Below are 19,881 nucleotides of genomic sequence, written 5' to 3' on the forward strand. Positions count from 1 at the left end.
AAGTAAATGTGACTTCACAAGAATGGTACTTCACCTTCATTATCTTCTTCATGATCATTTACTGTATGAACACTACAATTCACTTCTCCGTCAACATATGTAATTACACCATTTTCGGGACAAATTTGTTCACCAAATTCTCTAACATACATTGTAAACAATTTTTCATTATTTACTAAATTTTCTAAAGTAAGTTCCATCTCGTAGGATTCTTCTAATTCAACTCTGTTTGTGTGACACACTTCAGTATTTGCCTTCTCAATACTAGAGGATATCGAAGGTATCGCGATTACAACGAGTATGCCTAAAATAACTAGTACTGCAAGAACTTCAACGAGCGTTAATCCCTTTTTATTAAATATTCCCTTTAATTTTCTTATCCATAGACTTTTCACTTTGAATCACCCTTACAGATCAAGATTTAATCTTTTTTAATCGAGGTCTATTCTTAGAAGTGATTGCATAAGAAATACTATACATAAAATAAATAGGGCATCTAACCCCTCCTCACACCACACTACCGACAACGTATCCGTGTCTAAGGTGTTTTTCAACCCACAGCATGACCGAGTGTCTCCATTGATAGTGGTGGAGGAGGCATCACCAAGTTTAGTTTCATTATAAATCACAAGTACTATATTATATAACAATATTTTTACTAATACTTGATAGGTTTACTATCTTATTGAATATTTACCTTTGCTTCATTGATCTTTTCGAATAAATACTTATACAAATCTTCACGAATTTCCTCATTTTCTAAAGCAATATCAATCGTCGTTTTAACAAAGCCTAGTTTTTCACCAACATCATATCGTTTCCCTTCAAAATCATAAGCAAAGACTTTTTGGCTTTCATTTAACTTTTGAATGGCATCAGTTAACTGAATTTCTCCACCTGCACCAGTTTCTTGTTTTCCTAAAAACTCGAAGATTTCAGGTGTTAAAATGTAGCGACCCATAATCGCTAAATTAGAAGGAGCAGTGCCTTGTTCCGGCTTTTCTACGAAGTTACTAACCTCATAGCGTCTTCCCTCTGAAGAGATTGGATCAATAATTCCATAGCGATGTGTTTCTTCATCCGAAACAGTTTGGACACCAATAACAGAAGAACCCGTTTCATTATATTGTTCAATTAATTGTTTTGTGCAAGGGTTTTCTGCCTGAACAATATCATCCCCTAATAACACCGCAAATGGTTCATCACCAATAAAGTTTCGTGCACACCATACAGCATGACCTAAACCTTTTGCTTCTTTTTGACGAATATAATGAATTTCCACTTTTGAAGATTGATTGATTTTATCTAAAAGGTCTAACTTCCCTTTTGCTTTCAATGTTTCTTCTAGTTCAAAATTACGGTCAAAGTGGTCTTCAATTGCACGTTTCCCTTTTCCAGTCACAATAATAATATCTTCAATACCCGATTCAATTGCTTCTTCTACGATATATTCAATCGTTGGTCGATCAACGATAGGTAACATTTCTTTAGGCATTGCTTTTGTCGCAGGAAGGAAACGAGTCCCAAGTCCAGCAGCAGGAATTATGGCTTTTCTGACTTTCTTCATATTAAATAGACATCCTTTCAAAAACCTTAGATTCTTCATTATTTAATAGTTCGAGCATTTTTTTCTTGTATGCCTCAACACCAGGTTGATCAAATGGATTTACTTCTACTAAATACGCACTCATGGCACACGCCTTCATAAAGAAGTAAATTAAATACCCTAAATGATAGGCATCTAAACGATCTAATTCAAGCTGAATTACAGGAACGCCACCTTCAGCGTGAGCAATCGCTGTTCCTTGTTTTGATGTTGCATTGATATCATTAAAGCTACGATTACTTAAGTAGTTTAAATGATCTTCATCTCGAACATCGTAAGGTACTGCATAATCATCTGCAATTTCATGGAAGTGAAGTAAAGTTTCAAAAAGAATTGGTGAACCATCTTGAATAAACTGACCAATAGCGTGTAAGTCTGTTGAGAAGTTTACAGTTGCTGGGAACAATCCTTTTTCGTCTTTTCCTTCACTTTCACCAAATAATTGCTTCCACCAATCATGAAAATTTGCTAATGCTGGTTCAAAGGAAGCTAGTAATTCGACCTTATATCCTTGGTTATATAATTCATTTCTAATAACCGCATAACGATATGCTTCATTCTTTTCTAAAGACTCTTCCTTTAATAGAATAGCAGCATGTTTGGCACCAGCGAGTAGTTGAATAATATCAACACCAGCTACAGCGATTGGTAGTAATCCTACAGCTGTTAATACAGAATAGCGACCACCTATGTTTTGCGGAATTGTAAATTGTCGATAGCCATGTTTTTCTGCAATTCCTTTTAAAATTCCCTTTTCAGGATCAGTGGTGGCAATTATACGTTGTTTTGCTTTATCACCATAACGCTCTTCCATGTATTGTCTAAAAACACGGAAAGCAAGTGCCGGTTCCATTGTTGAACCTGATTTAGAAATAACATTTATATAAACTTCTTTATTTACAAGACTCTTAATTAACCGATGAATATAAGCACCACTCATGTTGTGGCCTACATACACAACTTCAATTCCGTTCGGATGAGACCCAAAGTAAGGTGTCAATGCATCTTGAATCGCTTTTGCTCCTAAATAAGAACCACCAACCCCAATGACAACTAACACATCTGCATTTAATTTAATTTCACTTGCAACACTCAAAACTGAACTAATTAACTGACTGTTCTCTTCTAATGGTGAATTAATCCATCCTGTCGGCTCGTCTTTTGTTTCTTCGATATGTCGATGAATGGTTGCAACAGTAGAAGCGTATTTTGACAAATCAATATTTAAAAATTCTTCATTCAAAATTGTTGTTTGAAGTAATTGTGATGACACATTCTTCCCTCTTTTCTTCAGTGTTTCAATTCTTAAATTACTGAAACGCTTAACGCTTCTTTACGCTGATTTTCAAATTTTCCATTTGCTACTGCAACCACTTCTTCTTTTATCTCGTCTATTTCAATAGTTTGTAATTTTAGTAGCAATTCGTTTAAAGAATCATAATCCATTGCGTTTGCTTTCCCAACATGAATTTTTGGATACACATGTTCTTCTTGAATCTCTTCTGGATTTAATAATTCTTCGAACATTTTTTCACCAGGACGTAATCCTGTATATTCTATTTTAATTTCTTCTTCTTTATATCCAGATAATTTGATTAGGTTTTTGGCCAAGTCTGTAATTTTCACTGGTTCGCCCATATCAAGGACAAATACTTCTCCCCCCCGTGCTAACGTACCAGCTTGTAATACTAAACGTGATGCTTCTGGGATTGTCATGAAGTATCTTGTAATGTCTGGATGAGTCACCGTTATTGGACCACCAGCAGCAATTTGAGCTCTAAAACGTGGTACAACACTACCACGTGAACCAAGTACATTTCCGAACCTAACTGCTGCAAAAGTCGTCTTACTACGTGTAGCCAGATTTTGGACCACCATTTCAGCTATACGTTTCGTTGAACCCATCACATTGGGTGGGTTAACTGCTTTATCAGTTGAAATAAGCACAAAATTAGATATTCCATACTCATGTGCAGCCTCAGCAACATTTTTTGTTCCAAAGATGTTGTTCTTGACCGCTTCTTTTGGGTTGTATTCCATTAATGGTACGTGTTTGTGTGCTGCTGCGTGATAAATGACATCTGGTCTAAATTGGGCCACTATATCAAAAATTCTCTCTCGGTCTTGGACATCTGCAATAATTGGTACAATTACTGTTTCACCCTCGAATTTTTCAGTTAACTCCATATTTATAGTGTAAATAGAGTTTTCACCGTGTCCTAAAAGAAGAAGCACTTTCGGTTTGAATTTCATGACTTGACGACAGATTTCTGAACCGATTGATCCTCCTGCACCAGTTACTAAAATCGTTTTCCCTGTTAACTTTTTTGAGATTGCAACCATATCGAGTTTTACTTCTTCACGACCTAGTAAATCCTCAATTTTCACTTCTTGCATTTCATTAACTGAAACTTTCCCCGTCATGACATCTTCGATTCTAGGCATGATTTTCACTTTGGCTTGAGTTGTTGCACATATGTTATAAATTTCCTTGATTCCAAACTTTCCTAATGACGGTATGGCTAAAATGATTTCATCAATTCCCTTTTCGTTTACGATGTTTGGGATATCTTGAATCGTACCACTCACTTTAACGTTCATTAGGGTTAAGTTTTGTTTATTTGAATCATCATCGACGAATGCAATCGGATGATATTCTGGGTGTTCGTTGTGTTGGATATTTCGAACTAGCATCGTCCCCGCTTGTCCTGCCCCAACGATTAACACTCGTTTTAAATCACCTTTAGGTTTGATTGGTGTACGATCATGTGCGATACGCAGTATAAAACGTGAACCTCCAATCAATACAATATGTAATAGCCAAGTGATCACCATTAATCGCATATAAACGTCACTTGCTAAAAGTAATTGAACTAAACTTGCAGAAGCGACTGAAATAGTGATTGCATAAAAAATTGTTAGTAATTCACGGACTGACGCGACACTCCAAATTCGGTCATATAAATGAAAGAAATGCGCTGCGATATGATGGCTGATTAAAAGGGTAATCGCACTTACCACAATTAAATTATGGGAGAAAATACTGAGATTCGGATGCAGGATCCAAAAACAAAAGAATATTGAACACAGTACAATGACTGAATCCAGGATAAAGAACGTCGTATACCGTAATCTATAGTTCATTCCATCTACCTCTTTCAACAAAAAATAGTAATAATTAGAATTTATGCAACTTTAGTCCAAGGTTATGCATGACTTAAGAAATAAACAACAAGTTACTTCTTCATTGTTTAACATTGCTCAGTCATACTTATCTGCTCACGCATGGTACTAAATACCATCAAATTATAACTGAACAATAGTAAACTAGGAAAAAGAAATTATTTACATGTATTTAACAATTTAGAAAATTCTTCTACCTATTACAATAGGTCTATATACGTGGAACGTTTTTATTATATCACCTTATTAATAATTTGAAAGAGGTAATTGTATAAACCTATAAATTAACAATTATTTTATAGTATTTTTACGCTTTTTTTGACGCAAATTGTCATTTCACTAGTTCAATAAACCTATAAAACGGTATTCGAAATATTAATTTTAGTATTTGTTAAAATAATTTCCACCATTTTCTCTTTTGATTTACTTCAGGTTCATATATTACTAATGGGTTATTTTTCACAATACGTTCATTATTTTCTAAAAAAAGATCTACTGCATCTAGTTCTTTTTTCCTTTCTAGGTAATCTAGCCCCTCATTATATAAAAAAGGGCGTGTTGTTAAATTATGGGCGTCCGATCCGTACGTATGCACTAAATTTGCTCTTACTAATTCAAGTGAGATCTTTTGGACAGCGCTACCGAAGTGACCTGCAATACTTCCGGAAGTGAGTTGAGCTACTGCCCCTTCACGAATGAGTCGTTCTAAGCGTTCTGGTTTTTCTGCAATAGCTTTATTTCGTTCTGGATGTGCAATTATCGGTAAGATTCCCTCAACTAATAAAGCTGAAATAATATTTTTTGTGTATTGAGGTACTGTGCTCGAAGGTAATTCCAATAATAAGTAGTTTGAATTGGCTAATAAATGGATTTGTTTAGTTTGACAAAGTTCGACAATTTCTTCGCATAATCGTACTTCGTGACCTGTGTGGATTTTAAGAGAGATATTTCGTTGATGTAATTCGTTTTGAAGTAGTGAAACTTGTTCTGTTACTGCATTAGCAGAAACATCGTATTGAGGATGTAAAGAATGAGACGTTGAAATAATATCTGTAATGCCTTCGTTAGAGGCAGACTCTAACATCGCTAATGACTGCTCCAGCTCTTCTGGCCCGTCATCCACGTTATATAGAATATGACTATGTATATCAATCATTTTGAGTAAACACCTTCTTTTTAAGATTTTGAGACAAAGAGAAAAGGCATTTAATCAAATGCCTTTACTCAGCGTTGCCGTAATACTGATAGTAATAGTGATCTTTATCTAATGTAAAGTTATTCATAACCACACCAATTATATTGGCTTTAGACACTTCAAGTGACTCTTTTGCTTTTAATACGTTTGTTTTATCTGTTCCACCCGAGTTAATAACAAGAATGGTTGCATCACATTTATTCGCAATAATTTGTGCATCTGCAACAGATAAAATTGGTGGTGTATCAAAAACGATTAAATCGTACTTTTGAGACAACTCTTCCACAATTGCGTCCATACGATTAGAAGCTAATAATTCAGCAGGGTTTGGTGGAATGGCACCACTTGGGATGACATCTAATCCTTCCACGTCTGTTTTCTTAATGGCCTCATCTAATGTACATTGTTTTGTTAAAAGACTTGAAAGACCAAAAGAATTGATTAAATGAAATGTATAATGTGCAGTAGGTTTACGCATATCTGAGTCAATTAAGATCACACGTTTACCACCTTGCGCAAATACACCTGCAATATTTGCAGCAGTTGTTGATTTCCCTTCACTCGGTTCAGCAGAAGTAACAAGTAATGTTTTTAATTCTTGGTCTGGCATCGAGAAATTAATATTTGTTCGAATCGTACGGAACTGTTCTGCAATTACGGATTTTGGATTCGTTTCAACAACTAAACTTCTCGCCATTGACTTTGCGTTCATTCGTTTTTTCTTCTTATTAAACATTTACTTTCTCTCCTCTACTAGTAGCTCGACTTTTTCTTTTAGTAGAAACAGATTTTTCCTGCATTTTATCTGGAATCGGACTTACTAAACCGATAATCGGTAAATCTAAAATTTCTTCAACATCTTGTTCAGACTTAATCGTTGTATCTAAGTATTCTAATAGGAATGAAAGACCTACACCGACCATTAATCCGATTACCATAGCAATCGCAATGTTTAACATTTTATTAGGTTTTACTGGAGATGGATTTTCTGGTAGAACCGCTGGCGATAATACATTTACATTATCTACGTTCATTAATGTTTTGATTTCATTTTGGAATACTGTTGCCGTTGTATTGGCAATATCTACTGCACGGAATGCTTCTTCATCTTGCACACTAACATTGACAACTTGTGAATCATTGGCATTTGTTACAGTAATTTTCTCAGTTAATTGACCAGGTGTCATATCTAAATCCAGGTTTTCGATTACTTTAGAAAGGATTGCTGGACTTTTGATAATGACGTTATATGTATTGATCAATTGTAAGTTGGTTTGAATATCTTGCGTTTGAATAGTTGGTTGTTCGGAAGCTTTTTGGTTTACTAGTATTTGCGTTGAAGCTTGGTAGATTGGTGTTATAAAATAAAAGCTGATGATAGCCGCAATTGCCATCGCTGCAACTGTTATACTCACGATTAATAAAAAACGTTTTTTCAAAACTTTAAAAAGGTCCTGTAGGCTGATTGTTTCTTCCACAAATTCATCTCCCTCGTTGAAATCCTTCTTGTATTATAACTCATTTTTAGTAGTTTGTTAGTGGCAAATTTATGTTTCATGCAATTGGAAGTAGTACAATTGTATGGCGAATTAGGTGCTAACTGTGAATTTAGTATATTTTATTCTAATTATATGTAATATTTAAAAGAGAAGGGTTTCCTCAATATGCATAATTTACCTAATTGGGCGAAATTGAAGTGAACTGCCTTCACTTGCGCGAGGGCATGTTCACTTTTTAATGTTACATCATTTCTTTTGCTTTGCTTAGTAAAGCGTTACGACGAGCCTCTTTCGTTGCCTCGTATTCATCTCGGAAGCTTTGAGCATAAGACTTATCATAGCCATTCGCCTCTAAATCTTGTTCAATAACAGAGATTAAAGTGTTAAATGTCGCATCAGTACTTGCTTCTAGACTATTGGCAGCACCAACGTATTTACTATAGAAGTATCCAACACTAATACTTTCACCATTTGCTTTTTTCGACGAATACTCACTCGCTGCTTGACCAATTAGACCATTAATTTTAGATTCAGCCTGACCTTGTAATGATTGGAATGTCCCTGTGTATTTCGCTTTGATCTCTCCAACGGTTGGTTTACTGTTTTGACCAGTTGTTGAATTTGGTGTTTTTGAAGAACCAGTCGAAGTTGATGCGTCGTTTTGTTTTCCTGTTGAAGTTGAAGTATTTGGTGATTTAGATTCATCTTCTTCACCAGCAGTAGCTTCTTTATCTTTCGAAACTTGTGAATCTGAACCTTCAGCAGGTTTCTTTTCTTCGACAATCTTACCATCTTTATTGACAACTAATTCAGTTCCATCTGGTAATTCAATCGTATACGTCTCTTCAATGATTTCATCAACTTCAGGATCCGCGACATCGTATTCTTTAAACTTAAATACATATAGTGCATATCCACCGATAGCTACAAGCAACAACACAAAGACAAGTAATATGTATTTCCACTTCTTTTTCATTGTTAGCTCCTTTTTTCCTACAAATCTTGTATAAACTGACAAAATGCCTTTAAGATTTAAATTCCCCAGAACACCCGTGTTCTGGGGAATCTAATTTGTTAATATGCTAGTTCTTTAGATATATTTATTCAAAAATAATATCAAATTCCACCGGTTCATTACCTGCATTTGTTACCCATAGTTTCACATCAAGCTCTTCTCCAACCAGATCACCTAATGTTCCACCAATAATATCAACATCTAGTGCATCTACTAAAGATCCCATTATTGCACCTCTGTTTGCACTAGTAACAGCGATTGGTGAAGCTGAATTGAATTGAACATTACTTACTTCGTTAACATTATTACTGAAGAATGGAAGCACTTCATCTTTATAGTTTACAAGTTCAACCGCTCCAGCACCTGTTTTATGAATTGTTACAACAATGTCATAAACACCATCTGCACCCAATGTTGGTGCTTCAGAAGTAACATATGGATCAGCACCTTGTTTAGAATGTGCTTCAGTAATATTTGATGTAACTTTTGTAATAAATTGTGCCTTTAGTTCAGCTGGTGTAGGTGTGTTATTACCACCACCGCCTCCGCCACCAGATCCACCAGTGTTTCCACCTGGTTCAGTTGGATTCGTTGGGTTAGTTGGATTTTCATTTCCTGATTCATCAACTTCTACTACTTCTTTAATTTTATCTTTTACTTCGTTATAGTTTGTAACAACATCTTCAATTTTCGCACCTTTTGGTAACGTAATTTTGTCTACTACTGAAGTTGGGTCTAGTGTAAGTTTTGTATCAGCTGGTACAGCAATTTCTTTCACTTCTACACCTTTAAGTTCAACAGTAAGGCCTTTAGCAACTTCAATTTTGTCAGCTACTACATTGTTCACTACAACGTTGTTACCATTTACTGTAACGTTTGGAATTGATACTTTACCACCGTCGAATGATACATTTTCAGCTGTAATAGTTAATGATTTGATGCCAACGATTTTGCCGATTGCTTCAGCTGCTACAAAGTTGTTTAAAGAAGCTACTGCAGTCGTTGTTTTTTCGATTTCTAATCCAACTAATGCATTTTTCAATGCTGCTGCGTTTGCTTCAGTGAATACTGCTGCAACTGCTGGATCGATATCATACGTACCTTTGTTTGTTACTACTTGGCCATCTTTAATTTCTACAATTGTTAATTCTTTAGAAGCTTCTTTTTGAGCTTCTTCTGCTTTAACAACGAAAGTAGAAAGTTGTCCACGAGTTACTGATGAAGCCGCATCGAATTTCGTAGCAGTTTTACCAGAAGTTACTTTGTTAACGTAAAGTGCAGTAATGTGCTCTTTGTAAGGGTGTTTTACGATATCTGTGAATGGTGCTGTTTGACCATTTGCTTCTAATTCAAATGCATTTTTGATGATGACTGCCATTTGACCACGTGTTAAAGTATCTTTAACACCGTAAGAACCATCAGCATAACCACCGATAATCCCTTTGTTTGCAAGTGCTGCAATTGCACCATAGTATGGGTGTGTTTTTGGAACATCTTTAAATCCAGGGTCCGTTACGTTTGTTTTGTCTAAACCAAGAACGTTTGCAATGATTAATGCAGCATGTCCACGTTGAACTGCGTCATTTGGTTTGAACGTTCCATTTGGGTACCCACTAATTAATTCACGTTCTAATAAGTTCATAATTGTATTGTAGTGAGAGTTGTTTGTAGTTAAATCTTTAAAAGATTTCGTTGCTGCATCTGCATCAGTTGGTGCTACTGCTACCACTGCACCTGCTGCCATTGCCGTAGCAATTGCCGTGTTGAAAAGTTTTTGCTTTTTCATTCACATTACCTCCGTAATTCTAAATTTGTCATTAATATCCAGTAAGTATGATAACACAACCTATCGAATATTTCATAGTATTTAAGTAATTTATTCCCTTCATAAATCTACTAAATTTTAGTAGTTTTATAATACTTTTAATATTGTAGCATAAAACTCTGTAAATGTTTGTTGCTTATTTTGAAAACAAGTTAAATTTATGTTAATTATTTATTGGTTTGTAAAGAGGGAATTGGAACTAAAGGTAGGTCTTGGTAACACACAAAAAGAGCCATCTTTGTAGATAGATGACTCTTTTTGTCATTTATTGTCTCTATTATTCACTTTTTGCTGTACCGACTCAAAATCCCTTCCATAAATAGTTCAATAAACTGGCTACTTTCTTCTTGAAGATTGAAGTCTTTTCCAAAGGCAATCCAATCGTACAGGTTCCCGCGCATACATCGAGAAATTAGCATCGCTAGCCTTTCCGGACTAGCCTCTTCTACTAATTCCCCTTGTTCAATTGCTTTCTTAATATAGTTGTTTAATATTTTATAGATGCTTCGTTCTGTATTCGCAAAGAAATGATCCTCAGATTCTATTAATCCATTCGTATACACGGATCTCATTAAATCTTTTCCAAGTTCATGTTCTAAATAATTCATTTGGCCTTGAAATAAAGTTAATATTTTTTCTTTCAGTGAGGCATCCTCTGGTATGGTATGTGCAAAGTTTTCGTAGAATGTATCGATTTCTTTAAATTTTTCTAAAAAGATTCCATATTTCGAATCAAAGTGACCATAAAAGGCCCCTTTTGAACTATTACTCTTTTTCACAATTTCATCGACCGTCACGTGATCGAATCCCTTTTTTTGAAATAACTCTAAGGCTGTTTTAAAAATTCGCTGTTTCGTTTTCTCTGCTTGTACTTGCCGAATCCCTTTCGTCATCGCTGTCCCCCATTTCCAAACAACGTTCATTAGCTAACACTATAGTCCATTAGACGTGTATTTATCAATTGAATTGGTTAACTTTCTTAATTTTCAGAATTTTATTGACATTACAATTCTATGTGATTTATTATTTAGACTATAGTCTATGACTTCAGTCTACAAAGGGGATTTTATCACAGGGAGGGGTACTTAAATGGACATTATCGGGGATCGCACGCTTCGTTCACTTTTGGAAGAAAAGGTGAGCATTCACGCAACTAAAACGTGGATTGCGTTTGAAGATGCTGGGGGGCATCAAACAACCAAAACGTACGCTGAGTTTTATGATGGGGTTTTAAAACTTAGCAACGCTTTACTAGATTTAAACATTCAAAAGGGAGATCATGTCACCATCCATCTACCTAACAATATTGAATTTTTAACCACTTGGTTTGCCTTAGCACATATCGGGGCGATCATGGTTCCGACAAATATTTTATCTTCCGCAGATGAGATGAGCTACATCATCAATCATTCAGAATCTGTGTTGTTAATTACAGAAGAAGAGCATGTAGAAAAGTTCCAAAACATCATCGAAGACCTACCTACCATCCAACATATTATTTTAACTAGATTCAAAAACGAATCTCCTTCACTATTAAATTTCGATCGCTTAATTGAAAAAGCGTCTACAGATACAAGTCGTTTTCCAAAAGTTTCTACGGAAGATGTGGTCGGAATGCTTTATACATCAGGTACAACTTCAAAACCAAAAGGCGTTCAAATCACCAATGCCAACTATATTTATACCGGCGAACTCATGTCGAAGTCCATTCAGGTGACTGAGGACGATCGCATGTTTATCGTCTTACCCTTATTCCATGGTAATGCACAATACTACTCTACGATGTCGGCGCTCGTTACCGGTGGAAGTATTGCGTTAACTGAAAAATTTAGTGCTTCTCGTTACTTTAAACAAGCCAAATCATTAGGTGGAACGGTCGGCTCCCTATTTGCTGCTCCGATTCGAATGATTTTAGCAAAAGACTATACTGAAGAGTTGCGCGAAAATCCGATTCGACTCGTGATGTATGCACAGGCAATTGCCGAACATCAAATTAAGGAGTTCGAGGAGAAGTTTGATTGTAAACTCTTACACATGTATGGCATGACGGAAACAGTCGGCATCCCGCTTATTAATCCATTAAATGGGGTACGGAAAAACTTAAGTATTGGCCGCCCAAGTATTGGTTATGAGGTAAAACTCATCGATGAGCAAGGTGAGGAAGTAACTCAAGGGACTGTTGGACAGATTGCGGTGAAAGGTGTTCCTGGCCGTACGATTATGAAGCAATATTTTAAAAATGAAGAAGCGACTAGACAAACATTGCAAGATGGTTGGCTGTTAACTGGTGATAACGCACGCATTGGAGAAGATGGCTACTTCTACTTCGTTGACCGTGTAAAGGATATGATCAAACGCTCAGGAGAAAATGTCGCCGCGCAAGAAGTTGAAAGCGTTTTAACTCAACACTTGGCTGTTTATGAATGCGCTGTCATTGGCGTACCGGACGATATGCGAGACGAGGCGATTAAGGCGTTCGTGATCTTGAATAAGGATATGAGTGTGACGGAAGAAGAACTGATTGAATTTTGTAAAGAGCGATTAGCCAAATTTAAGGTGCCGAATTCGATTGAGTTTGTGGAGGATTTCCCACGCACGCCGGTTGGAAAGATTCAGAAGCATATTTTGAGAAGTTCGATTTCGATTTAGTGGGTTGTTGGGGCGACGAGTTTCATTTTCGTAATGGTATTAAACGAATAAGAGAAAAATATTCCGTTAAGGATTGTATCGGATGCATTTTAAGCCGAAATAAGGGAATTTTTTTCCCTTAACTCTTAAAAATCGGCCAAAATTTAAAGATTCGGACAGCATAAGGGAAAAATCTTCCTTTATTCTTAAGAAAATTTGGGTATTTTCCAATTTAGGAGAAATTTTTTCCCTTATTTCAAATCAACATTCAGGTATAACAGAACCTAAATATAAGAAAGTAGGTGTTTTATGAAAAAAACGAAAGTGTTATTAGCTAGTTTAGTAGGGTCGATTATCGAGTGGTATGACTTTTACTTGTACGGAACGGCAACGGGGTTGGTGTTCTCTAGCCTCTTCTTCCCAAACCATGACCCTGCCGTCTCCATTTTAATTGCTTTCGCGACTTTCGGGGCTGGTTATGCGGCACGACCAATCGGAAGTATCATTTTCGGGCATATGGGTGACCGAATTGGACGGAAGGCATCTTTAATGCTCACGCTCATTGGGATGGGTGGAAGTTCGTTCTTAATCGGTTTACTTCCAACCTACGCTCAAATTGGCTTGGTGGCACCTGCTTTATTAGTATTGTTACGGTTGATTCAAGGGATTGCCCTTGGTGGCGAATGGGGAGGCGCAGTTCTGTTAGCGACAGAATCCGCAAATAAAGGCATTCGTGGTTTCTTCGGCTCAGTCCCACAATTAGGGGTACCGCTTGGATTAGTATTAGGTACATTCAGTTTCACATTAATTAGCTCTTTAACAACTGAAGCACAATTTATGGCTTGGGGTTGGCGTATTCCCTTCCTATTTAGTATCGTGCTGATCGTAGTTGCAGTTTGGATTCGAAGTGGCATCGAAGAAACACCAGAGTTCCAACGTAAAAAAGAGCAAGGCGACCTGGCAAAAATTCCAGTTGTTCATGTGTTCAAACACAACTCAAAAGACATTTTCCGCCTAATCGGATTAAAACTAGGCGATGGGTTCTTCAACGTATTCTTAATGTCCTTTATTTTAGTTTATTCGACTACTTACTTAGATTACTCTCGAGATACTGCCCTATTGGCGTTAACGCTAAGCTGTGCAACGATGATTATTACGATTCCGTTGATTGGTTATCTATCTGATTTCATCGGCCGTAAAATCATTTACACTAGCGGACTTGTTGCCATGATCGCTCTGGCAATTCCGTATTTCATGGCAATTCCGATTAGCAACACATTGTTCTTTACGATGCAGATTCTTTTATTAGGAGTTGTTTGGGGATCGATCTTTGCGACGCAAGGAACTTTATTCTCTGAGCTATTCCCTGCAAACGTTCGCTATACGGGATTATCACTCGGCTATCAAATTGCTGCAGCCATCGTAGGATTCGGTCCAATGATCTGGACAGCAATGGGCACAAACGTCGGCGCTTCACCATTTGCTTTCGGCGGATTCATGATTGCCGGACTTGTCCTTTCCTTAATTCTTATCCTGTTTGCACCTGACACTCGCGTGATCACGCAATATGAGGATAGTGAGGAAGATGGTAGTGTAGTTGGGCAAAGCGAAACGCAGCCGGAGAAGGTTTTGTCATAGAGTGCTTTGAAACTTTGAATATTTGACTTTATCAAAAGCCAAGGATAGTTCATTATTCTTGGCTTTATCCTATAAATTTGGAGGAAATCAAATGGATGTATATGTTAGCGGTGTCGGAATGACCCCATTCGGGAAACACGAGAATAAATCATTAAAGGACTTGTTAGTAGAAGCCGCAAGAGCCGCACTGCATGATGCGGACTACCCTCGCATTGACGCGGTCATCGTTGGTAACTTTATGGGTGGCGCCATCTACAATCAAGAAATACTTGGCGCGATAGTCGTCAATGACTTAAATCTTGGATCCATCCCAGCTCTAAAAGTCGAGGGTGCTTGTGCATCTGGTGGTATCGCGATCCGACAAGCGATTCTCGGAATCTTAAGTGGCGAATATGAAAATGTCCTCGTTGTAGGCGGAGAAAAGATGAAACACGCATCGACTGAAACGGTAACGCAAGCTATCAATGCCGCCATGGATAATCAATCGCTCGAAAAAAATAGCGGCCTGACCTTCCCCGCTTTCTTTGGTTTACTTGCCAATCGTTATTTTTTTGAGTCGGGCGCAACAAAAAAACATCTAGCCTATGTGGCAAAGCAAAACCGAGATTATGCGGTGAACAATCCACTAGCCCAATTCCGTAAGCCAACAACGATTGAAGAAGTGTTAGAGGCAAAAATGATTACTGATCCACTCGGACTTTTTGATTGCTCACCAATTACGGACGGTGCGGCAAGTGTGGTCATCAGTAAACAGAAAACGGGTATCAAATTGAAAGCTTCTGTCCAAGTATCTGGTCCTACATCAATTCAACATCTAGATTCGATCTTGAAGATTCCGGCTATTGTCGAATCTGGTCGTAAAGCCTATACTCAGGCAGGAATTGGCCCTGAAGATTTAGATGTGGTGGAAGTACATGACTGCTTTACGATTACCCAACTACTCGCCATCGAAGGACTTGGATTTGCCAAGGAGTTGGAGGCTTGGAAGTTTATTGAAGAAGGAGAAACAGGATTGAGCGGCAAAACACCACTCAATACAAGCGGAGGCCTGTTATCAAGAGGTCATCCAATCGGCGCAACGGGAATTGCCCAATTCATCCAAATCGTCTTACAACTACGTGGCCAAGCACCAAACCAAGTGGATAACGCTAGCTTAGGCATGGCGCAAAATCTTGGCGGAACTGGTGCCTATTCGGTTATTCATATTTTGGAGAGGGTATGAGTTTGGTATATATAATAGAAAGGATTTGAGCGCGATGAAAATCTATGAACAATATGGAAGACCATATCTTTACGATCATACAAGTCATGCTACCTATGACGAGGTGACTCGGGAAATTGCAGATACAGGCACCGTCTATTCCTTGACGAAAGTTTTCGTCCCCCCTACTGAGTTTGCTCACGAAGCACCCTATTGCATCGGCATCATCCAATTAGATGAAGCCAACCTCAAAATTACGGCTCGCATTAAAGACGGGATCGAAATCGGGAGTCGAGTGAAACTGGATGCGGTGGAGAATGGGGTTTATTATTTTTCTGAGTTAGTGTAATGTGTCTAGATGAGGCGAATCTATTAACTTCTGTAAAAGGAGGTTGGTAGGTTTGCTTTTTTGTTTCTATGGGTCTTATAAATTCATCAGCCTTATGAAAGTTTACTTTTTTGTGGCCCATTCCCTTTTTGAGCTTAATCGGCCTTAAGAAGTTCATTTCAGCGGCGCCTTTCCTCTATCCATTGTTCTGTTATTCCTTTATGCTATATAGTGCTAATTTAATCAAAGAAAACCGTATTGGAGCTATAATAATAAAAAACTAAGATAAGTGAATATAATAACAATCACTTTTCATTATCATAATACATATATAAAGTCCCAGAAATATCAGAAACGTTAGCAATTTTTGATTCAATAATATCTTTCTTATTCAGTAAATAAGCATAGACTTGATCAAAATACTTTTGGCTGTTTCCGCTAGCAGTTGTTTTAAAAATTAACAAAGCGTTATCAACTTTGCACATAGTTTTTGCTTGTAAAAGCAATTCCTCAATTCTTTCATGATTTCGAACATTCATTATTCCAATAATATTGGCTGGGATATACTCACGTTCACAAAAAAGCTTGTCCAAAGTTTCTTCATCTTTTCTAAAATAGTTTTCTCGTTCTAAATGTAATGCAAAGTCATGCCAATACTCGCCATCATAATTATCCCACCACGTTAAGTCCATAGGTCTATTCGTACCGTTACAAGTGTCTTCTGTGTATGCAAAATACCCCAACATTGAACCTAACCTTGAAAAATACTCAATTTCAGTCATAGTAAATGAGTGCTTTCCATGATGCACTGTAAGATTAAAAGTATGATAGTTTCTAACATAACCATCAAACAATTTCATTAAATCTAATTGCATGATAATAACCGCCTTTCAATTATAAAGCCCCTACCTTAACGGAAGGGGCAAGGAATACCTCAGTTATTTCTTTAAAAATTTAAGGAGTTCTTTAGCTGCTTCTAATTTAATTTGTTCGTTATCAGAGTTTAATAATCCTTCTAAAGTTTTTAAAGTTTTATCAGCAATTTCATTATATTGCTCAGGTAAAACAGGGTTGTTCTCTGACGTAGGCTCTCTATCTACTGACGTTTCATTATTTAAATCTAAGTATTTATCTAATTCAGCCACAAAGAAAGGGTGTTTGAATTTTGTAACAGATGTTCCATTTCTCAAAAGAGCTTGAACTTCGCTATTCAAATCACTTTTCTTAACTTTTGCTTTCCACTCAACTTGGCGCATATGAGCGCAACGGATTTCAAGATATTTCTCCTGCCAATCATAATCTTTAAGGATTCCAATATGAACGAACTCCCCTTCGGCGACTAAAACAACATCATCGCTACTCATTGTATTTACAAATGAATTTACTGTACCAAGATTTGTTCTAAGTGATTGGCCTTTATAGCCGAGTTCTTCGAGTTTTTTTCTAATTGTTTCCTTGTCTGCTCCTTTAAGCGAGCCTGTTTCAGTCCAACCGATAGCAACAAAATTATCCTTTAAAAACTCACTTATTCTCTCTACATTCCCTGGTTTACTTTTAACTTGAAAAATGTTCATCTCACTACCCCCTTATATTCGTAAAGGACATCGTAACGATATCTCTATAGAAAGTATATTTTATCCAAAAGTCTATGTCAATCATTTTTATTCCTTAAGCTACTCCTTACGATACCCTCTAGGATATTAAGGAGGTAATTATAAATGGAAAATAACTCCTGAAAAGTCAAATCAACGTTTTCATGCGTAATCTAAAAGTATTTTATAAAGTGTTTCACATTTGTGAAGACCCTTTTTCTTTTTTCAATCACTGTATTTAGTCTTCATCACATTCATGGAGACCTTTTCTCCTATTTTAATCTTCAATTCTGGTAATCATCATATTTATGAAGAACTTTTATCTATCGCTGATTTGGGTCTTGATTGCCAAGATGAACTACCTTCCCCTCAGATTTTCAGCTAACTTTGTCGTACATAACCCAGATGAATCATCTCTCTTCCCTAACACAATAAATCTCAAAAATTTCTACTTTAGTAACCAATAAAAAACCTCTTTTGGCATAATGCCAAAAGAGGTATGATTTCTATTTTGCGTATTCGACTGCACGAGTTTCTCGGATTACGGTTACTTTGATGTGACCTGGGTAATCGAGTTCTTCTTCGATTTTCTTACGAATATCACGAGCTAAGCGGTGAGATGCCAAATCATCAATCTTTTCAGGTTGAACGATGATGCGGATTTCACGACCAGCTTGGATTGCATAAGATTTTTCTACGCCATCGTAAGACTCTGAAATTTCTTCCAGTTTTTCTAAGCGACGGATGTAGTTTTCAAGAGTTTCACTACGAGCACCTGGGCGAGCTGCTGATAATGCGTCAGCTGCTGCAACGATGACCGAAATGATTGACGTTGGTTCTGTGTCCCCGTGGTGAGACGCGATACTGTTAATGACAACTGGATGTTCTTTATACTTCGTTGCCAATTCAACCCCGATTTCCACGTGGCTTCCTTCGACTTCATGGTCAATCGCTTTCCCGATATCATGTAAAAGACCGGCACGTTTTGCTAACGTTACGTCTTCTCCAAGTTCAGCTGCAAGTAAGCCTGATAAGTGTGCCACTTCGATTGAGTGTTTTAACACGTTTTGGCCATAGCTTGTACGATACTTCATGCGACCTAAGATTTTCATTAAGTCTGGGTGTAAATTGTGTACGCCCACTTCGAATGTCGTTTGTTCACCTGTCTCACGAATCTGCTCGTCCATTTCGCGACGTGATTTTTCCACCATTTCTTCAATACGAGCTGGATGGATACGACCATCTTGTACTAATTTTTCAAGTGCAAGACGAGCTGTTTCACGACGAATCGGGTCAAATCCGGATAAGATCACTGCTTCTGGAGTATCATCTATAATTAAGTCAATTCCAGTAAGTGTTTCAAGTGTTCGAATATTACGACCTTCACGACCGATGATACGGCCTTTCATTTCATCATTTGGTAAGTTTACAACCGATACAGTCGTTTCGGCAACATGATCAGCTGCAAAACGTTGTAGGGCAAGTGATAATAATTCTCGTGCTTTTTTGTCAGATTCTTCTTTCGCACGTGTTTCAGCTTCTTTCGTCATGACCGCGATATCAGTTGAAAGTTCGTTTTCAACTTGCTTCAAAATGACATCTTTTGCTTGCTCACGTGTAAGAGCGGCAATGCGTTCCAGTTCTGACTTCTGTTGTGCGACGAGCTCTCCCACTTTACTTTCCATCTGTTCAATATGCTGCTGTCTTTCAGTTAGAGCTTGTTCTTTTCGCTCTAAGCCTGATTCTCTCTTATTCAGAGCATCATCCTTGCGATCAAGATTCTCTTCTCTTTGCAATAACCGATTTTCTTGTTTCTGAAGTTCAAACCGACGTTCGCGAACGTCTTGTTCGGCTTCAGTTCGAATTTTGTGAGTTTCATCTTTTGCTTCTAGTAGTGCTTCTTTTTTCAGCGCTTCCGCTTCTCGCTTTGCATCATCTATAATAAGCTCAGCCGAGTGTTTTGCACCATTCACTTTTGACTCATTCACTTTTTTCATATAGAAATAGATAACAGCGCCACCGACGATGATTCCAAGCAAAGCGGAGATAATGTATTCCATCATTCGAACACCTCCGCTTGCTATATTTCATTTTCAGTTTCAGTCGGCTCATACATTGACACTTCAACATACTGCCTATTTCATGTCATAATTCAAAAAATTATACATACT

Annotated in this window: 17 protein-coding genes; 4 read left to right on the forward strand and 13 right to left on the reverse strand. The window is 37.2% G+C overall.

Features of this window, described 5'->3' with window-relative positions; genetic code table 11:
* Window positions 1–14: 14 nt before the first annotated feature.
* From JOD29_RS17460 to JOD29_RS17505, 10 genes are all read right to left on the reverse strand, one after another.
* On the reverse strand, window positions 15–395 hold the full coding sequence (locus JOD29_RS17460) for a prepilin-type N-terminal cleavage/methylation domain-containing protein (protein WP_240033621.1): 381 nt from the start codon (window positions 393–395) through the stop codon (window positions 15–17).
* A 287-nt stretch (window positions 396–682) separates the two neighbouring features.
* Window positions 683–1,567: a UTP--glucose-1-phosphate uridylyltransferase GalU gene (gene galU, locus JOD29_RS17465; RefSeq protein WP_124766048.1), complete on the reverse strand. Its 885-nt coding sequence runs from the start codon at window positions 1,565–1,567 to the stop codon at window positions 683–685.
* A 1-nt stretch (window position 1,568) separates the two neighbouring features.
* Window positions 1,569–2,879, reverse strand: a complete 1,311-nt coding sequence (locus tag JOD29_RS17470) for a glucose-6-phosphate isomerase (RefSeq protein ID WP_124766046.1) — start codon at window positions 2,877–2,879, stop codon at window positions 1,569–1,571.
* A 32-nt stretch (window positions 2,880–2,911) separates the two neighbouring features.
* Window positions 2,912–4,750, reverse strand: a complete 1,839-nt coding sequence (locus JOD29_RS17475) for a polysaccharide biosynthesis protein (RefSeq protein WP_124766044.1) — start codon at window positions 4,748–4,750, stop codon at window positions 2,912–2,914.
* Window positions 4,751–5,180: 430 nt separating this feature from the next.
* Window positions 5,181–5,945, reverse strand: coding sequence for a tyrosine-protein phosphatase (locus JOD29_RS17480; RefSeq protein ID WP_124766042.1), 765 nt, complete (start codon window positions 5,943–5,945; stop codon window positions 5,181–5,183).
* Window positions 5,946–6,009: 64 nt separating this feature from the next.
* Entirely contained in the window at window positions 6,010–6,720 is a 711-nt protein-coding gene (locus JOD29_RS17485; protein WP_124766040.1) for a CpsD/CapB family tyrosine-protein kinase, read from the reverse strand.
* Complete coding sequence (locus JOD29_RS17490; protein ID WP_124766038.1) at window positions 6,713–7,462, reverse strand: YveK family protein; 750 nt, start codon at window positions 7,460–7,462, stop codon at window positions 6,713–6,715. The genes JOD29_RS17485 and JOD29_RS17490 overlap by 8 nt, the downstream gene beginning before the upstream one ends.
* A 262-nt stretch (window positions 7,463–7,724) precedes the next feature.
* Window positions 7,725–8,459, reverse strand: coding sequence for a hypothetical protein (locus JOD29_RS17495; RefSeq protein WP_124766036.1), 735 nt, complete (start codon window positions 8,457–8,459; stop codon window positions 7,725–7,727).
* A 124-nt stretch (window positions 8,460–8,583) separates the two neighbouring features.
* The gene (locus JOD29_RS17500; RefSeq protein ID WP_124766034.1) at window positions 8,584–10,284 is read right to left on the reverse strand and encodes an S-layer homology domain-containing protein; all 1,701 of its coding nucleotides are present in this window, start codon (window positions 10,282–10,284) and stop codon (window positions 8,584–8,586) included.
* Between the two features lie 320 nt (window positions 10,285–10,604).
* The gene (locus tag JOD29_RS17505; RefSeq protein WP_124766032.1) at window positions 10,605–11,216 is read right to left on the reverse strand and encodes a TetR/AcrR family transcriptional regulator; all 612 of its coding nucleotides are present in this window, start codon (window positions 11,214–11,216) and stop codon (window positions 10,605–10,607) included.
* Window positions 11,217–11,412: 196 nt separating this feature from the next.
* On the opposite strand from JOD29_RS17505, the gene JOD29_RS17510 reads away from it, so the two are divergent.
* The 4 genes from JOD29_RS17510 to JOD29_RS17525 all read left to right on the forward strand — a co-directional run bounded on the left by JOD29_RS17510 (window position 11,413) and on the right by JOD29_RS17525 (window position 16,139).
* Entirely contained in the window at window positions 11,413–12,972 is a 1,560-nt protein-coding gene (locus JOD29_RS17510; protein WP_124766030.1) for an AMP-binding protein, read from the forward strand.
* A 288-nt stretch (window positions 12,973–13,260) separates the two neighbouring features.
* Window positions 13,261–14,589 (forward strand): MFS transporter, encoded by a 1,329-nt coding sequence (locus JOD29_RS17515; RefSeq protein WP_124766028.1) that lies wholly within the window; start codon window positions 13,261–13,263, stop codon window positions 14,587–14,589.
* Window positions 14,590–14,680: 91 nt separating this feature from the next.
* Window positions 14,681–15,811, forward strand: coding sequence for a thiolase C-terminal domain-containing protein (locus tag JOD29_RS17520; protein ID WP_124766026.1), 1,131 nt, complete (start codon window positions 14,681–14,683; stop codon window positions 15,809–15,811).
* 34 nt (window positions 15,812–15,845) lie between these two features.
* Window positions 15,846–16,139, forward strand: coding sequence for a Zn-ribbon domain-containing OB-fold protein (locus tag JOD29_RS17525; RefSeq protein WP_124766024.1), 294 nt, complete (start codon window positions 15,846–15,848; stop codon window positions 16,137–16,139).
* Window positions 16,140–16,423: 284 nt separating this feature from the next.
* On the opposite strand, the gene JOD29_RS17530 is transcribed toward JOD29_RS17525, so the two are convergent.
* From JOD29_RS17530 to rny, 3 genes are all read right to left on the reverse strand, one after another.
* On the reverse strand, window positions 16,424–16,993 hold the full coding sequence (locus JOD29_RS17530; protein ID WP_124766022.1) for a hypothetical protein: 570 nt from the start codon (window positions 16,991–16,993) through the stop codon (window positions 16,424–16,426).
* A gap of 63 nt (window positions 16,994–17,056) precedes the next feature.
* Entirely contained in the window at window positions 17,057–17,692 is a 636-nt protein-coding gene (locus JOD29_RS17535) for a hypothetical protein (protein ID WP_124766020.1), read from the reverse strand.
* 524 nt (window positions 17,693–18,216) lie between these two features.
* Window positions 18,217–19,770, reverse strand: a complete 1,554-nt coding sequence (gene rny, locus JOD29_RS17540) for a ribonuclease Y (RefSeq protein ID WP_124766106.1) — start codon at window positions 19,768–19,770, stop codon at window positions 18,217–18,219.
* Between the last annotated feature and the right edge of the window lie 111 nt (window positions 19,771–19,881).

The organism is Lysinibacillus composti, from assembly GCF_016908465.1.
In the GTDB taxonomy this organism is placed as follows: domain Bacteria; phylum Bacillota; class Bacilli; order Bacillales_A; family Planococcaceae; genus Ureibacillus; species Ureibacillus composti_A.

What these genes read in the sequence shown, in the direction of transcription:
- JOD29_RS17505 (WP_124766032.1), bottom strand. Translation starts at nt 11,216, where the DNA reads ATGACGAAAGGGATTCGGCAAGTACAAGCAGAGAAAACGAAACAGCGA.
- JOD29_RS17485 (WP_124766040.1), bottom strand. Translation starts at nt 6,720, where the DNA reads ATGTTTAATAAGAAGAAAAAACGAATGAACGCAAAGTCAATGGCGAGA.
- JOD29_RS17495 (WP_124766036.1), bottom strand. Translation starts at nt 8,459, where the DNA reads ATGAAAAAGAAGTGGAAATACATATTACTTGTCTTTGTGTTGTTGCTT.
- JOD29_RS17535 (WP_124766020.1), bottom strand. Translation starts at nt 17,692, where the DNA reads ATGAACATTTTTCAAGTTAAAAGTAAACCAGGGAATGTAGAGAGAATA.
- rny (WP_124766106.1), bottom strand. Translation starts at nt 19,770, where the DNA reads ATGGAATACATTATCTCCGCTTTGCTTGGAATCATCGTCGGTGGCGCT.
- JOD29_RS17515 (WP_124766028.1), top strand. Translation starts at nt 13,261, where the DNA reads ATGAAAAAAACGAAAGTGTTATTAGCTAGTTTAGTAGGGTCGATTATC.
- JOD29_RS17520 (WP_124766026.1), top strand. Translation starts at nt 14,681, where the DNA reads ATGGATGTATATGTTAGCGGTGTCGGAATGACCCCATTCGGGAAACAC.
- JOD29_RS17480 (WP_124766042.1), bottom strand. Translation starts at nt 5,945, where the DNA reads ATGATTGATATACATAGTCATATTCTATATAACGTGGATGACGGGCCA.
- JOD29_RS17530 (WP_124766022.1), bottom strand. Translation starts at nt 16,993, where the DNA reads ATGCAATTAGATTTAATGAAATTGTTTGATGGTTATGTTAGAAACTAT.
- JOD29_RS17500 (WP_124766034.1), bottom strand. Translation starts at nt 10,284, where the DNA reads ATGAAAAAGCAAAAACTTTTCAACACGGCAATTGCTACGGCAATGGCA.
- JOD29_RS17525 (WP_124766024.1), top strand. Translation starts at nt 15,846, where the DNA reads ATGAAAATCTATGAACAATATGGAAGACCATATCTTTACGATCATACA.
- galU (WP_124766048.1), bottom strand. Translation starts at nt 1,567, where the DNA reads ATGAAGAAAGTCAGAAAAGCCATAATTCCTGCTGCTGGACTTGGGACT.
- JOD29_RS17475 (WP_124766044.1), bottom strand. Translation starts at nt 4,750, where the DNA reads ATGAACTATAGATTACGGTATACGACGTTCTTTATCCTGGATTCAGTC.
- JOD29_RS17510 (WP_124766030.1), top strand. Translation starts at nt 11,413, where the DNA reads ATGGACATTATCGGGGATCGCACGCTTCGTTCACTTTTGGAAGAAAAG.